Below are 15,088 nucleotides of genomic sequence, written 5' to 3'. Positions count from 1 at the left end.
GCCCGGACGCGCCCCCGCTCACCCGCTCGTGCGCGGCGCCCACCCCCACGCCCACGCCCCGCCCGGCGACCGCGCCCCGGAGCGCCCGGCCTCCCGGCGGACCCGCATGTCGAACCAGCCGACCGACCGCGACCGCCCCATCGCTCACAGTTGATTCTTCTTCACAGGAACGGAGCCTTCGGACAGGATGTCGGGATGTCCCACACCGCGCCCGGCGTCACCCCCCGCCAGATAGCCGACCAGCACGTCGAGACCATCACCGATCTCGACCCGATGACCGCCGAGATGCTGGGAACCCGCCCCGGCAGCGATCTTCTGCCCGACTACTCCCCGGACGGCAGGCAGGCGGTCGCGGACGCCTCCCGCGCCACTCTCGCCGCCCTCGACGCAGCCGGTGATCCGGCCACCCTCGCCCCCAACGAGCGGCGCACCGCCAAACTGCTGCGGGAACGTCTGGAGGCGTCGCTCGCCGAGCACGACGCCGGCGACTACCTGCGCGAGCTCAACAACCTCATGTCGCCGGTCCAGCGGCTGCGCTCGATCCTGCTCACCATGCCGAAGAACACCGACGACGACTGGAGGGTCGTCGCCCGACGCCTCGGCCGGGTCCCCGAGGCCCTGCGTAACTACCGCGCCGGACTGGACGCGGGACGCGCGCGGGGGCTGACCGCCGCCCCCCGCCATGCCGAGGTCGTGGTGGAGCAGCTCGCGCCCGAGGTCGTCGGCGACTGGTACCGGCGCCTGATCGCGCCCGCCCCCGAACAGCTCCGCGCCGAGTTGGAGAGCGCTGCCGGGACCGCCTCCCAGGCCATGGCCGAGCTGCGCGGCTACCTGGCCGACTCCTACCTCCCCGCTTCCGCCGGCACCGAGGACGCGGTGGGCCGGGAGCGCTACCTCCGCGGCGCCCGCCGGTGGACGGGCCTCGACCTGGACCCCGAGGACGCCTACGCCTACGGCTGGGAGGAGTACCACCGGCTGTACGCCGAGATGACCGCGGTCGCGGACGCGATCCTGCCGGGCGCCTCCCCCCACGCGGCCATGGATCACCTGAACGCCCACGGTGAGGCGGTCGAGGGCGAGGAGAACATCCGCGTCTGGCTCCAGGAGTTCATGGACCGCGCCATCGACGACCTCGACGGCACCCACTTCGACCTCGCCGACCGCGTCAAACGCGTCGAGTCCATGATCGCCCCGCCCGGCGGCGCCGCGGCACCGCACTACACGGCGCCTTCGCTGGACTTCTCGCGCCCCGGGCGCACCTGGCTGCCGACCATGGGCGAGACCAGGTTCCCGGTGTGGCCGCTGGTGTCGATCTGGTACCACGAGGGCGTCCCGGGCCACCACCTCCAGCTCGCCCAGTGGCGCCACGTCGCCGACACCCTCTCCACCTTCCAGATCTCCCTCGGGCAGGTCAGCGCCTCCACCGAGGGCTGGGCCCTCTACGCCGAACGGCTCAGCGACGAGCTCGGCCTCCTCACCGACCCCGCCCACCGCCTCGGCTACCTGGAGAACCAGATGCTCCGGGCGATCCGGGTGATCATCGACATCGGCATGCACCTGAAACTCCGCATCCCCGCGGGCGCCGGGTTCCACGAGGGCGAGAGCTGGACGCCCGCCCTCGCCCAGGAGTTCCTGATCAAGCACAGCGGCATGCCCGAGTCGTTCAACGTCTCCGAGATCGTCCGCTACCTCGGCATCCCCGGCCAGGCCATCAGCTACAAGCTCGGCGAACGCGCCTGGCTCGCCGGCCGCGAAGCCGCCCGCACGGCGCACGGCGACACCTTCGACCTCAAGACCTGGCACATGAAGGCGCTCTCCCTCGGCGCACTCGGTCTGGATGACCTCGCCGACGAACTCGCCGCGCTCTGACACCCCGGCCCCGGCGGGTCCCGCGGACCGGCACGACCGTGCCGGCCCGCGCCGCTCCGGATCACAGCTCCCCGGGCCCGACCGGCCCGACGGGCGCGTCGGCCGCCGCCCGCCCACACCGGACCGATCGCCGCCGTCGGCGGACCCGGGCCGGATCATCGCACCGACGGAGAGGACCACACGATGAGCACCAGCTCCGGACCCCGCACCCCGCGCGAGATCAGCGACGACCTCACGGACACCGTCCTCGACTACGACCCCACCGCCGCCGAGGTGCTCGGCCTGCGGCCGGGCAGCGACGCCGTCCCGGACTACTCCCCCGAGCGGCACCAGCAGCTGGTGGACGACCTGAGCGGACTCCGGGTCGAACTCGACGCCGCGACGACCGACGGCACGCGCCCGCTGCCCCCGGAGGAACAGCGCGCGGCCCGGCTGCTGCGCGAACGCATCGACACCTTCCGGGCCACTCCGCTGAACAGCGAGCTGAACAACCTGTTCTCACCGCCGCAGAAGCTGCGGACGATGCTGATCCTCGCGCCGCGCGACACGCCGGAGGACTGGGCCGTCCTCGGGCGACGCCTGGCGCACATCGACGAGTCGGTCGCGGGCTACCGGGCGTCGCTCGGGGCCGCGCTGCGGCAGGGTTCGGGAGCCGCGCCCCGGCAGGTCGAGACCCTCATCGCCCAGCTCCGCGACAGCGACGGGTGGTTCCGCGGCCTCGCCGACGCGGCGCCTGCGGGCGTCCACGCCGAGGTGAGTGCCGCCGCGGGCAGCGCCGCCGACGCCATGCGCGGGCTGAGCACCTACCTCGCCGACGAGTACCTGCCGCTCGTGCAGGAGAAGCCGGACGGCGTCGGCGCGGACGCCTACCTGGTCGGCGCCCGCTACTTCAACGGGGCCGACCTCGACCTCGCGGAGGCATACGCGTACGGCTGGGAGGAGTTCCACCGCCTCAGCGCCGAACTCGCCACCCTCGCCGGGGAGATCCTGCCGGGCTCCGCACCCCGCGCGGCGATGGACCACCTCAAGCTCCACGGCGAGGCCGTGGAGGGCGAGGAGAACATCCGCGTCTGGCTCCAGGAGTTCATGGACCGGGCCATCGACGACTTCGACGGCACCCACTTCGACCTGGCCGACCGCGTCAAGCGCGTCGAGTCCATGATCGCCCCGCCAGGCGGCGCCGCCGCGGCCCACTACACCCCGCCGTCGCACGACTTCTCCCGCCCCGGACGCACCTGGCTCCCCACCCTCGGCGAGACCAGGTTCCCCACCTGGGACATCGTCTCCACGTGGTACCACGAGGGTGTTCCGGGCCACCACCTCCAGCTCGCCCAGTGGCGGCATGTCGCCGACACCCTCTCCACCTTCCAGGTGACGGTCGGGCAGGTCAGCGCGTGTGTGGAGGGCTGGGCCCTCTACGCCGAGCGGCTCGCCGACGAACTGGGTTTCCTCACCGACCCCGCCCACCGACTCGGCTACCTCTCGGAACAGACGCTCCGCGCGGCGCGCGTCATCATCGACATCGGTATGCACCTGCGACTCCGCATCCCCGCGGGCGCCGGCTTCCACGACGGGGAGATCTGGACCCCCGAGCTTGCCACCGAGTTCCTCCTCACACACACCGGAATGCAGCCCGGCGCGTACACGGACTCCGAGATCACGCGCTACCTGGGCATCCCGGGCCAGGCGATCAGCTACAAGCTCGGCGAACGCGCCTGGCTCGCCGGCCGCGAAGCCGCCCGCACGGCGCAGGGCGACGCCTTCGACCTCAAGACCTGGCACATGAAGGCCCTGTCGCTCGGTTCGCTGGGGCTGGACGACCTCGCGGACGAACTCGCCGCGCTCTGAGCCGCCTGCCGCCGACCAGTCGACGGCACCGAGCGGGAGGTCGAGGGCCCCGGCCGGCAGGTCGAGGGTCCGGTCCTCTCCGACCGGAGGCCCCGGACACGCCCACGCCGCGTTCGTCGGGCAGCGGCCCGCCCGCCGGTCGCCGGCCGCTCCGACCGGGAGCGGCCAGCGGGCGGGCCACGGAGCCGGACGTCGCAGCCGGACGACTCGGCACAGCCGGACGGCTCAGCGCTCCGGCGTGCCGATCCCGAACATCGGCAGGCACGGCTCCAACCCCGTGATGCTCGCCGCGGTGCGTCGATGGGCCGACCACCGCTCGTGGGTCAGCCGCAGCCGGTGCTCCACGACGACGCGGTCGCGCCGCGTCCGACGCGACACCCCGTCGTCGCGGTAGCCCAGCCGCCGGGAGACCTCCAACGAGGCGTGCGAGTCCTCGAAGGCCGCGGAGACGCACTCCTCCGAGGCCAGCCCGACGAACGCCAGCTCCAGGGCGGCGGCACGCATCTCGGTCCCGAACCCCCGCCCCTGATGACGCAGCCCCAGCCAGGAACCGGTGAGCACCTCGCGCCGCACGGCGAAGTCCTGCGCCGAGATCTCCTGCACGCCGAGCGGGCGCCCCTCGTGGAAGACGGTGAACGGCAGGCTCCAGTCGCCGGGTAGCCACTCCGCACGCTGCCGCCACTGCCACTGGAGCACGGACCGCGCGCGTTCGGCAGGCGTCCCGTCGGTCCACGGGGTGAGGAACGGCATGCGGTCGGCCTCGTGGACGCCGTCGGCGGCGACCTGGGCCAGATCCGCGAGCTCATCGTCCGAGGCCAGCCGCAGTTCCAGGCGTGGTGTGTTGATGCGAAGGCCGAACAGGGGCCAGAAGTCGGTGAGCATGGTTCATGGTGCCGTCGGCGGTGCGCGGGGCGCACCCGCATTTCCCGTCCGGGATGAAGATTCTTCCGGCGAGGCCCCGCACGGGCGTCGGGCGGGCGTCGGGCCGGCGTCCCGCCCACCGAGCGAGCGGTGTCGATCGGCCGGTGCGGCACGAGTCGGCTGCCGGTATGCCGTCGCCGTCAGGCGTGCGGGCCCACCGGGACCCGGCCCACGACGAGTGCGACCTCCTCGACCGCCCGGATGTCCGCCAGCCGCCGCGCCTGGGCGCCGACCTCACGGAGCTCCGCCGCCGCCAGCTCGACCAGCGGCTCCACCGTCACCCGCAACCGCCGACCCCGCAACGCCTGGTGCCACACCCCCGCGACCTGGCCGTTCACCAGCAGCAGCGGGTAGTTGCCCGCCTGCCCGCGCGACAGGGCGCGCTCCGCGGCTGCCCCCGCGAAGAGCAGCGAGCGCGGGTGACAGCCGACGCCGAACACGTCGAAGTACGGCAGCAGCCTGACCCCTCGCGGTTCCTCATGATGCGTGGGGTCCCCGGCGATCTGGACAGCCGGGCCGGAGCCGACGACGGTCACCTGTTCGACACTGTCGCCCAGCGACCGGAACAGCTCCTCGGAGCGGTCGCGCGGCGCGCCGAGCCAGCGGGCGAACTCCGCGGGTGTCGCCGGCCCGTAACCGTGGAGGTAACGCAGGGCGAGCCGTCGCAGTGCCGGTTCGCTGTCCATGGGCACGAAGCCGGGCAGCAGCCGGACGGGGCTGGTGAACGTGATCTCGCGGCCCCGCTTCGGCCCGAAGCACAGGGCGCCGCGGTGACCCAGGACGGGCTGCACCCAGCGCCAGCGCGGCAGACGGGTCCGGAAGGCGTCCACCACCGGTTCCGCCGCCCAGGCGCCCACGGCGTCGGCCAGTGCCTGCGTCAGCTCGTCGGCGGTGAGGTCGGCGTGCGCCAGCGCACGGGGCGCCGCATCGACCAGCGCCTCCACCTGGTCGGCGTCGAGGTAGGGCTCTCCCGCGCCGGGCCCCCGGGCGATGTCGAGGCCGCCCATGGCACCGACCCAGGCGGGCAGGTCGCGGGCAGACAGCAGATGCACCGTGCCGCGGGGGCCGTGGGTCCGGACCAGCGTCCGGTCACGCCACAACGCGTCGCGCACGTCGGTACTCACCGCGCCCGCCACTCGCATTGCGACCGAGACCTCCGCCGCCGACATCACCTGGGCGTGCACCCCGCAGGTGCCCGACACCACGTCCGCGATCCGGCGCGTCACCGGCTCGCCGCCGACGACGGCGGGTGCGTCGAGCCGGTGGCGTGCGAGCCGCCTGGCGCTGACGGCCGCCCACGGCATCCCCGCGGAGTCGGCGGTGTCGGAACCGCCGACTCCGCCGACGCGACCGGCGGTGTCGGCACGCGCGCCGCGCCCCACCGGGCCCGCTCCGCTGCCCGGACCGGCCGTCGCTCCGGCGTCTCCGTCGCCGTTCATGCCCACCACGCTAGCCCCGGGAGCCGCCGCCCGCCGTCCCACGGAACGAGCGGCCCGTCCACCCGGAGCACGCGGCAGCGGTGCCGGGCGCCCCTCGCCGCCCTGTCCTGGCGCGTCGCGCACCGGACCGGCGAACCACTACCCTGCCCCTGGGACCACGGGTGGCACGCCGGACGAGGGCGTGGGAGTCCAGGAGGGGCGCATGGCTGAACACGACCGGGGGCGCCCGGCCCGCGAGCGCAACCGCACAGGTATGCGGGCGCTCCGTCTCCAGGACCCCGACGAACTGGCCGGATTCCGGCTCGTCGCACGTCTCGGCACCGGCGGTATGGGCACCGTCTACCTCTCCCACATGCCGGACGGCCGCCCGACGGCGTTGAAGATCGTGCGGGCCGAACTGGCCGAGGCCCCGGACTTCCACCGGCAGTTCGAGCGCGAGGTACGGGCCGCGAGCAGGGTCCGGGGACGGTACGTCGTCCCCGTACTGGAGAGCGACACCGACGGCCCCGTCCCGTGGTTGGCCACCGCCTATGTCCAGGGCCCCTCCCTCGGCGAGGCCGTGGCGTTCCACGGCCCGATGCCGCAGCAGGCCGTGGTGCGGCTGACCGCGGCGGTCGCCGACGCGCTGCGGTCGGTGCACGGCGCCGGGATCGTCCACCGCGACCTGAAGCCGTCGAACGTGCTGCTGGCCGCCGAGGGCCCGCAGGTCATCGACTTCGGTATCGCCCGGGCCTCCGACGCGACCACGATGTTCAGCGGCTCGCCCCGCCGCATCGGGACCCCTGGCTTCATGGCGCCCGAGCAGGTGATGGGTGAGGAGATCTCCCCGCAGGCCGACGTGTTCGCCCTCGGCCTGCTGACCGCGTTCGCCGCCGCCGGTCGGGGAGCCTTCGGCGGGGGCGACCCGGACGCGCTGCTCTACCGGATCGTGCACGACGCCCCCGACCTCTCGGCCTGCCCCGACGGGCTGCGGGACGTGGTCGAGGCATGTCTGGCGAAGGACCCGGCGGACCGCCCCGCGCCGGCCCAGGTCATCGAGGCGTGCCGGGTCCTGGCCGGTGAGGACGACCCCTTCCCGGCGGCGGGCTGGCTGCCGGCCGACATCGCGGAGGAGGTCTCGCTCCGCGCGGCCCCCGCCCCGCGCGGCCCCGGCGGGCCGAGCGACACCGCGGCCGGCCGGTCGTACCGGGGCGGTCTGGGCCCGGTCGTCATCCGGCCCGAGTCCGGGAGCGGCACGCCCGGACGCGGGCCCGCGACCCCCGGCACCGTGCCCGACGGACCGTCGGCGCACGGCGCCGACGGCCCGTCGGCCGACGCCGACCGCACACCCACTGTCGGCGGGCCGCCCGCCTCGGCGACTGCGAACGGCAGCGACGCGCCGGCACTCCCCGCGGAAGCCGTGCTGTCGGCCGAGGCCGGGCCAGCCTTGGCCGACAGCTGGGCGGGGACGGACGGCAGGGCGGGGCACTCGGCCGGAGCGGAGGTGCGGATCGCCGGTACGGAGGCGCGCGCGGCCGGCCCCGAGGGGCGTGCCGACGGAGGCCACGCTGCCGAAGCGCCTGCGCCGGGCGCCACGAGTGGCGCAGGCGGGGAGACGGCGACCAGCCGACCGGGCGGCCCTGGCGCGCCCGGCGGCGACCCTGCTCCGGGAGCGACCGGGTGGTCACCGGAACCGGTCCATGGCGCGTCCGCGCCGATCGGCGTCCCGACCGGGTTCGTTCCCGCCGGCCCGGCGGCTCCCGGGGCGGGCACGCCGCGCCCCCCTGGCGCCCCGGTCGGCACGCCGCGCCCCGAGCCGAGCGCCGCAGTCGGCCCCGGCCACCATCCGTCCACCGCCGAGTCCGGTGGCTTCGGCACGCTCCCGCGCACCCCCGCGGCGACGGAACACGGCGGAGGGCGCGGACGGCGCGGACGGGTGGCCGGAGTGACGGCCGCCGCCGTCGCCGCTGTCCTGGCACTCGTCGGCGGTGGTTACGCGCTGGCGGGTCTCGGCGGCGACGGCACCACCGAGACCCGCGACATCGCGGACCTGGCCCCGCAGGACCCGCCACCACCGGCCGTGGACGAACCCGTCGAGGACGGCGAACCGGCCCCGGAGGCCGACGAGTCGCTCTCCCCGCCCTCACCGGGACCGGACGACGACGAGGACGACGACGCGGACGAGGAGGCCGACGACACCGCCCAGAACGAGGGCGACCCCGTCGGCGACGGTGACGACGGCCGCGCCTCCGACGGCGGGGACAGCGGCGAAGCGCCTGGCCCGCCCGCCGGAGGAGGCGACGCGCCGCCCGACGCTCCCCGGGACCCGGCGCCCGCACCCAGCTCTCCCGCTCCGCCGCGCAACGACCCGCCGCCGCCCGCTCCCGGACAACCCGGGCGCGACAACTGCTCCCACAGCTCCGACCGCAAGCGCGTCTGGGCCGAGGGGATGGCAGGTCAGAGCGTGCGGCAGATCCAGTGCCTGCTGAACCACAACTACGGCAACGGACTCGACACGGACGGGATCTTCGGACCGCAGACCGACACGGCGGTGCGCGCCGTGCAACGGTGCTCCGGCATCGACGTGGACGGACACGTCGGGCCCGACACCTGGCGGTACCTGGACTCCCCGCGTCGCGGCTGCGGAGGCTGACGGGCTCGTGGCCACGGCCCCCGATGCCCGATACCCGATACCCGATACCCGATACCCCTGCGGACGGTCGGGCAGCGGGGCGGCCAGGCCGTCCCTCCAGGGCCGTTCGGGTGGCCGGACCGCCGGGAGTACGGCGCCGTCGGAATGCCGACGCCCGCCGAGTCGTTGCGCAGCTCATGAGAGCAATCACGTATCAGGAGTACGGCGGACCAGAGAACCTGCGGCTGACGGACGTCCCGGACCCGAAGGTCGGGCCGGGCGAGGTACTGATCAGAGTGAAGGCGGCCGGGGTGAACCCGGTCGACTGGAAGCTGGCCAGCGGGGGCCTCGACCCGCTCATGCAGACCTACTTCCCGGTGATCCCGGGCTGGGACGTGGCGGGCGTCGTCGAGGCCGTCGGGATGGACACCCCGGAGTACGCGGTCGGCGACGAGGTCATCGGCTACGCCCGTAAGGACTACGTCCAACACGGCACCTACGCCGAGCTGGTGACGGCCGGCGTGCGGCACCTCGCCCGGAAGCCCGCGGCACTCGGTTGGGAGCAGGCGGCCGGCCTGCCGCTCGCCGGGCTGACGGCACTCCAGGCCCTGGACCGGGCGCGGGCCGGCGAGGGTGACACCGTTCTCGTGCACGCCGCCGCCGGCGGTGTCGGCAGCCTCGCCGTGCAACTGGCGGTTGCCCGGGGCGCGCGGGTCATCGGCACCGCGAGCGAGCGCAACCACGCGTTCCTGCGGGAGCTGGGCGCCGAGCCCGTGCTCTACGGCGACGGGCTGGTGGGCCGCGTCAGGGACATCGCACCGGGCGGCGTGGACGTGGCGCTCGACTTCGTGGGCGGAGTGGCGGACGAATCCGCGGAGCTGCTGGGGGAGACGTCCCGGCTGGTCTCGGTGGTGGACGGCCGCGCCGTGGAGCAGGGCGGCCACGCGATCTGGGTGCGCCCCGACCCGGTCGAACTGACAGCACTGTCGGACCTCGCCGACGCGGGCCGCCTGACCGTCCCCGTCGAGCGGGTCTACCCGCTCGGCGAGGCGGCGGACGCCTGGCGGGACCAGCAGAACGGACGCACCCGCGGCAAGCTGGTGCTCTCCGTGAGCTGAGCGCACACGACGCCCTGTCGGGCCCGGGTCGAGCCCGGGTCGAGCCCGGTGACGGGAGCGCGGCAGACGTGACGGGCCGCACTCGCCGCTGCCCGGCCCGGTTCGGGCCGGTAGCGGGGGCGCGGCGCGTCGGAACGCAGCCCGAGCCCGAACGGGACACCGGCCGGGCCCGTCAGGGCCCCGACCGGGCCCGTCAGGGCCCGGGCCGGGCCGGGCCGGTGTCGGGACGCTGTCCTCTCCCCCGGGTACCTGGTCGGCGCGCCACCGGCCTCTGCACCGCACCGTCCGCACTCTCCGATGGCGCTGGGGGCAGCGCTGCCGGTCGGGGCGGTCGGGGGTGGTCCACCTCGGCGTTGACCGCCCCTGGCGCACGTCCGGCCGGAGGAGCCGGTCGGACGCCTCCGCCGGTCGCAGTCCCGGAGGACTCCCGGACGCCGACCGCACGCGCCCGCCGTCTGGGACCGGCGACTGCCGACCGGCGGCCGGGGGGAGGACTGGCGGCCGGCTGCTCAGCCGACCGCGCCGGTCGTGGCGACGCGGGCCGGTGGCCGGCGGGCCCGTACCCACCAGCCGGGGCGTCGCGGACAGCAGCGAGTCTCGCTCCGCAGCCACCGGCATCGGACCGTCCCTGCCCCCGGTCCTGCACGGGGCTTTGACGGGCGCGCCCGGCCCGCCGCGGCGAATGGTGTACCGCCGGGGGACGAGCGCTCCGAGGCGCCCGTCGCCCGGCGGCGGTTCAGAGGGTGCGCAGCAACAGCGTGGGGTGTTCGACGCAGTCGGCGACGTAGCGGAGGAACCCGCCCGCCACCCCGCCGTCGCACACCCGGTGGTCAAAGGTGAAGGACAGTTGGACGACGTGGCGGAGCGCCAGTTCTCCGGCGTGCGCCCAGGGCTTCTCGACGATGCGGCCGACTCCGAGCATCGCGGCTTCGGGGTGGTTGATGATCGGGGTCGAGCCGTCGACGCCGAACACTCCGTAGTTGTTGAGGGTGAACGTCGAGCCGGTGAGGTCGGCCGGGGTGAGCCGTCCCTCCCGGGCACACGCCGTCAGCCGGGCGATCTCCTTGTGCAACTGTTCGGCGGAGAGGGTGTGTGCGTCACGGATCACGGGGACGACCAGCCCTCGTTCGGTCTGGGCCGCGAACCCGAGATGGACGGCCGGCAGCCGGACGATCTCCCGTGCGTCGGTGTCGACGGTGGCGTTGAGCTCCGGATGGCGAGCGAGTGCGGCGACCGTGACACGAGCCAGCAGGGAGAGGAGTGACAGCCGGGGTTCGCCCATGCTGCGCCGTGCGGCGAGCAGTTCGGTGGCGTCTGCGTCGACCCAGCAGGTGGCGTCGGGTATCTCCCGGCGGCTCCTGGAGAGCTTGTCAGCCATGGCGCCGGCGATGCCTCGGAGCGGCACCCTGACGGCTCCCGGCTGGTCGGCGGAGCCGGACCGCGACCGACCCGCCGCCTGCGCGTCGGATGTCGCGTCGTTCGGGTGCGTGGGCCGAGTCCCCCCTGCTGCGCCGGCCGTTCGGCCCGTGCGTTCCGCCCCGGCGCGGTCCACGTCGGCGCGGAGGATCAGTCCGCCCGGGCCGCTGCCGCGCAGCGAACGGAGGTCCAGGCCGCGTTCACGCGCCACGCGTCGTACCAGGGGCGAGATGACGGGTATCGGTGCCGAGTGCTCCGGAAAGGTCGGCGCTCCGCCGGGGACGCGTCCGTCGGAGAGCACTGCGTCGACCGCCTCCCGCGCGGTGGTGCCGGCGGTCGCGGTGAGCGCACGTCTCCGGCGTCGAGCCCCGGAGGCGGCATTCTTCGACGAGTCGGTGCCGTACCCGACGAGGACGTTCCCCGATCCGCCGGCTGCCTCGCGGCGGCGTTCCGACGAGGGGGCCGCGTCGGTGGTCGGGGTCGAGGTGGCGGGTTGTCGGTCCGACGGGGTGGCCTCACCGACCGCCACCGCGATCAGTGGTGTGCCGACCGGTCGGGGTTCGCCCTCGGCACCGTGACGAGCCGTCACGACCCCCTCGAAGGGGCAGGGGACCTCGACCTGCGCCTTCGCCGTCTCGACCTCGACGACGGCCTGGTCGACGGCGACGAAGTCGCCGACCTCCACCAGCCAGCGGACGATCTCGGCCTCGGTCAGCCCCTCCCCGAGATCAGGCAGCAGGAACTCGCGGACGTCACGGTCGGCGCTCACGACACACCACCTTCCGTGTACTCGCTCTCCCACTGGAGCCGCGCGACGGCGTCCAGGACGCGGTCGACGCTGGGAAGGTGGTGCTTCTCCAGCATCGGCGGCGGATAGGGGATGTCGAACCCGGTGACCCGCAGCACCGGCGCCCGGAGGTGGTGGAAGCAGCGCTCGGTCACCCGGGCGGCGATCTCGGCGCCGGGGCCCGCGAACCCGGTGGCCTCGTGGACGACGACGGCCCGGCCGGTGCGGCGCACCGCCGCACAGATGGTCTCGTCGTCGAACGGGACGAGGGTGCGCAGGTCGAGCACCTCCAGCTCCCAGCCCTCGTCGCGGGCAGCCTCGGCGGCCTCCAGGCACACGGGCAGTGAGGGCCCGTAAGTGATGAGGGTCGCGGCGGTGCCGGGGCGCCGCACGACGGCCCGCCCGAGCGGCTCGGCCTCGGGGGGTGCCGCGAGGTCGAGGGTCTCCTTGGTCCAGTAGAGGCGTTTCGGCTCGAGGAACAGCACCGGATCGTCGGAGGCGATGGCGCTGCGGAGCATGCCGTAGGCGTCGGCGACGGTGGCCGGGGTGACGACGTGGAGCCCGGGGGTCGCCATGTAGTAGGCCTCGGAGGAGTCGCTGTGGTGCTCGACGCCCCCTATGCCGCCGCCGTAGGGGATGCGGATGGTCAGCGGCATCGGGAGGCTGCCGCGGGTCCGGTTGCGCATGCGCGCCACGTGGGAGACCAGTTGCTCGAACGCGGGGTAGGCGAACGCGTCGAACTGCATCTCGACGACGGGGCGCAGGCCGTACATCGCCATGCCCGCGGCGGTGCCGAGGATTCCCGCCTCGGCCAGTGGGGTGTCGGTGCAGCGCTCCTCGCCGAACTCGGCGGTGAGGCCGTCGGTCACCCGGAAGACGCCGCCGAGCGCGCCGACGTCCTCGCCGAGGACGTGGACGGTGTCGTCCTCGGCCATGGAGTCGCGCAGGGCGCGGTTGATGGCCTGCGCCATGCTCGTCGGAACGGCTCCGGCGGGCGGCGCGGAGCGGGCGGGGGTGGACGTGGCAGTCGTCATGCGGCCCGCTCCTGGTGGTCCTGCCGGCGGTCGCCGGGGTGGTCGTCCGAGCCGGGCGCGCGACGGGTCTCCCGGGCCACGCCGCCTGTCGGCTCGGGCTCCGCGTGGGCATCGGCGTCCGCGTCTGCCGCGAGTTCACCCCGCAGCAGCACGGCCTGTTCGCGCAGTTGCGGAGTGGGCTCGGCGTAGACGTGGGCGAAGAGCTCCTCCGGGTCCAGCACCGGATCCGTGTTCATGCGGGCCCGCAGGTCGGCGGCCATCGTCTCGGCCTCGTGCGCGATCTGCTCGGCCTCGGTGTCGGTGAGGAGCCTGCGCTGCCGCAGCTCGGCCTCCAGCAGGGCGACCGGGTCGTGGGCGAGCCAGGGGGCCACCTCCTCTTCGCTGCGGTAACGGGTGGCGTCGTCGGCGTTGGTGTGGGCCTCGATGCGATAGGTGAGGGCCTCGACCAGGGTGGGGCCGGCGCCGGCCCGGGCGCGGGCCACGGCCTCGCCGAGCACCTGGTGCACCGCGGGCGCGTCGTTGCCGTCCACCAGCCGACCGGCGACGCCGTACCCGACGGCCTTGTGCGCGATGGACGGGGCGGCCGTCTGCTTCGCCAGCGGGACGGAGATGGCGAAGCCGTTGTTCTGCACGAGGAAGACGACGGGGGCCTGCCAGACTGCGGCGAAGTTGAGCGCCTCGTGGAAGTCGCCCTCGGAGGTCCCGCCGTCGCCCACCATGGCGAGGGCGACGACGTCGTCGCCGCGCAGGCGGGCGGCGTGGGCGAGCCCGACCGCGTGCGGCAGTTGGGTGGCGAGCGGGGTGGAGAGCGGGGCGACCCGGGTGGCGCGGGGGTCGTACCCCGTGTGCCAGTCACCGCGCAGCAGGGTGAGCGCCTCGACGGGGTCGACACCGCGCGCCACGACGGCGAGGGTGTCGCGGTAGCTGGGGAACAGCCAGTCCTGCTCGGCGAGGGCGAGCGCCGCCGCGACCTCGCAGCCCTCCTGGCCGGTCGAGGAGGGGTAGACGGCGAGCCGGCCCTGCCTGGTCAGAGCGGTGGCCTGACGGTTGTACCGGCGACCGTGGACCAGGCCCCGGTACAGCTCGCGCCAGAGCTCCTTGCGTCGCTTGTCGAGTCGGGCGCCCGTGCCGAGGAGCCGGAAAGGGGTCTCGTCGGGGAGCAGCGGCGCCGGATCGGTGCGAGGGCGCCAGCCGGCGGTCGGCGGAGTGGGGCGGGCACCGGATTCGTCGCGGCCTGGTGTCTGCTCCAGCACCGTCATGGCGAGCACCTCCTGGTAAAGGGCTGCAAGGGCAAGAGGGGGCGGTGACCCACCTCTCCCTACCGATTGTTCGGTCGCCGAGGCATTTTGGCTACAGCTGCGCACCGCCTGTGGACAACCGTGCGGTATGACCGTGTGATGAAAGCCGAACGTCCAACCACGGAGGTCACCACCGATGCCCGACGGCCAGTTGGCTCCGAACACGGCGCGCCCCCTCGACCCCATTGACAGCGCCATCCTGCGACTGCTCCGGCTGGACGGGAGGGCTTCCGTACGAGCGATCGCCGAGCAGGTCCACATATCGCGCGCCAACGCCTACGCGCGCATCAACCGGCTGGTCGAGGACGGGGTGGTCCGCGGCTTCACCGCCCGCGTCGACCACGAGCGCGCGGGGCAGGGCGCCTCCGCGTACATCACGCTGAAGATCGTGCAGAACAGCTGGCGAACGGTCCGCTCGCAGCTCGAGCAGCTCCCGGGCGCCGCCCACATCGCGCTGGTCAGCGGGGACTTCGACGTGCTGCTGCTGGTGCACACCGCCGACAACCGCGAGCTGCGCGAGCTGGTGCTGACCCGCATCCAGGCGATGCCGGAGGTGCTCTCCACCCGGACGCTGCTCGTGTTCGAGGAGACCGACCTGCTTCCCGAGCCGTAGAACGGGCGGCGCGACCCGGCCGACGTGCTGGGAGCCGACGACCGACCGCCACGACCGACCGCCACGACCGCCCGTCGCGACGACCGCCGCGACGACCGCCGCCGCGCCAGCCGCCGGACGGACCGCCTCCGCGC

At 74.5% G+C, this 15,088-nt stretch carries 10 protein-coding genes; 5 read left to right on the top strand and 5 right to left on the bottom strand.

The features are described 5' to 3' along the window. The first annotated feature begins 195 nt into the window (after positions 1-195). Complete coding sequence (locus tag HCJ92_RS15160; protein ID WP_167934122.1) at positions 196-1,869, top strand: DUF885 domain-containing protein; 1,674 nt, start codon at positions 196-198, stop codon at positions 1,867-1,869. 183 nt (positions 1,870-2,052) lie between these two features. Continuing rightward, on the top strand, positions 2,053-3,717 hold the full coding sequence (locus HCJ92_RS15155) for a DUF885 domain-containing protein (RefSeq protein ID WP_167934121.1): 1,665 nt from the start codon (positions 2,053-2,055) through the stop codon (positions 3,715-3,717). 225 nt (positions 3,718-3,942) lie between these two features. Here the strand turns inward: HCJ92_RS15155 and HCJ92_RS15150 are convergent, their stop codons facing one another. Continuing rightward, the gene (locus tag HCJ92_RS15150) at positions 3,943-4,599 is read right to left on the bottom strand and encodes a GNAT family N-acetyltransferase (RefSeq protein ID WP_167934120.1); all 657 of its coding nucleotides are present in this window, start codon (positions 4,597-4,599) and stop codon (positions 3,943-3,945) included. 179 nt (positions 4,600-4,778) lie between these two features. Continuing rightward, entirely contained in the window at positions 4,779-6,077 is a 1,299-nt protein-coding gene (locus tag HCJ92_RS15145) for a winged helix DNA-binding domain-containing protein (protein ID WP_245240892.1), read from the bottom strand. Between the two features lie 202 nt (positions 6,078-6,279). Between HCJ92_RS15145 and HCJ92_RS24370 the strand changes: the two genes are divergently transcribed. Further along, positions 6,280-8,709, top strand: a complete 2,430-nt coding sequence (locus HCJ92_RS24370; protein WP_209311151.1) for a serine/threonine-protein kinase — start codon at positions 6,280-6,282, stop codon at positions 8,707-8,709. A 176-nt stretch (positions 8,710-8,885) separates the two neighbouring features. Next, positions 8,886-9,806 carry an NADP-dependent oxidoreductase gene (locus HCJ92_RS15130; RefSeq protein WP_167934118.1) on the top strand — a complete coding sequence of 307 codons (921 nt, stop codon included), beginning with the start codon at positions 8,886-8,888 and terminating at the stop codon, positions 9,804-9,806. A 736-nt stretch (positions 9,807-10,542) separates the two neighbouring features. On the opposite strand, the gene HCJ92_RS15125 is transcribed toward HCJ92_RS15130, so the two are convergent. The 3 genes from HCJ92_RS15125 to pdhA are packed head-to-tail and all read right to left on the bottom strand — an operon-like array spanning position 10,543 to position 14,302. After that, positions 10,543-11,991, bottom strand: coding sequence for a 2-oxo acid dehydrogenase subunit E2 (locus tag HCJ92_RS15125; protein WP_167934117.1), 1,449 nt, complete (start codon positions 11,989-11,991; stop codon positions 10,543-10,545). Continuing rightward, positions 11,988-13,043 carry an alpha-ketoacid dehydrogenase subunit beta gene (locus HCJ92_RS15120; RefSeq protein WP_167934116.1) on the bottom strand — a complete coding sequence of 352 codons (1,056 nt, stop codon included), beginning with the start codon at positions 13,041-13,043 and terminating at the stop codon, positions 11,988-11,990. Before HCJ92_RS15120 ends, HCJ92_RS15125 begins: the two co-directional genes overlap by 4 nt. Then, positions 13,040-14,302: a pyruvate dehydrogenase (acetyl-transferring) E1 component subunit alpha gene (gene pdhA / locus HCJ92_RS15115; protein ID WP_167934115.1), complete on the bottom strand. Its 1,263-nt coding sequence runs from the start codon at positions 14,300-14,302 to the stop codon at positions 13,040-13,042. Before pdhA ends, HCJ92_RS15120 begins: the two co-directional genes overlap by 4 nt. Before the next feature lie 175 nt (positions 14,303-14,477). Between pdhA and HCJ92_RS15110 the strand changes: the two genes are divergently transcribed. Then, on the top strand, positions 14,478-14,954 hold the full coding sequence (locus tag HCJ92_RS15110) for an Lrp/AsnC family transcriptional regulator (protein WP_167934114.1): 477 nt from the start codon (positions 14,478-14,480) through the stop codon (positions 14,952-14,954). Positions 14,955-15,088: the final 134 nt, after the last annotated feature.

The sequence above is a fragment of the Streptomyces spiramenti genome (assembly GCF_012034385.1).
Classification (GTDB): Bacteria; Actinomycetota; Actinomycetes; order Streptomycetales; family Streptomycetaceae; genus Streptomyces; species Streptomyces spiramenti.
This window is presented reverse-complemented; position numbering and strand designations above follow the sequence as displayed.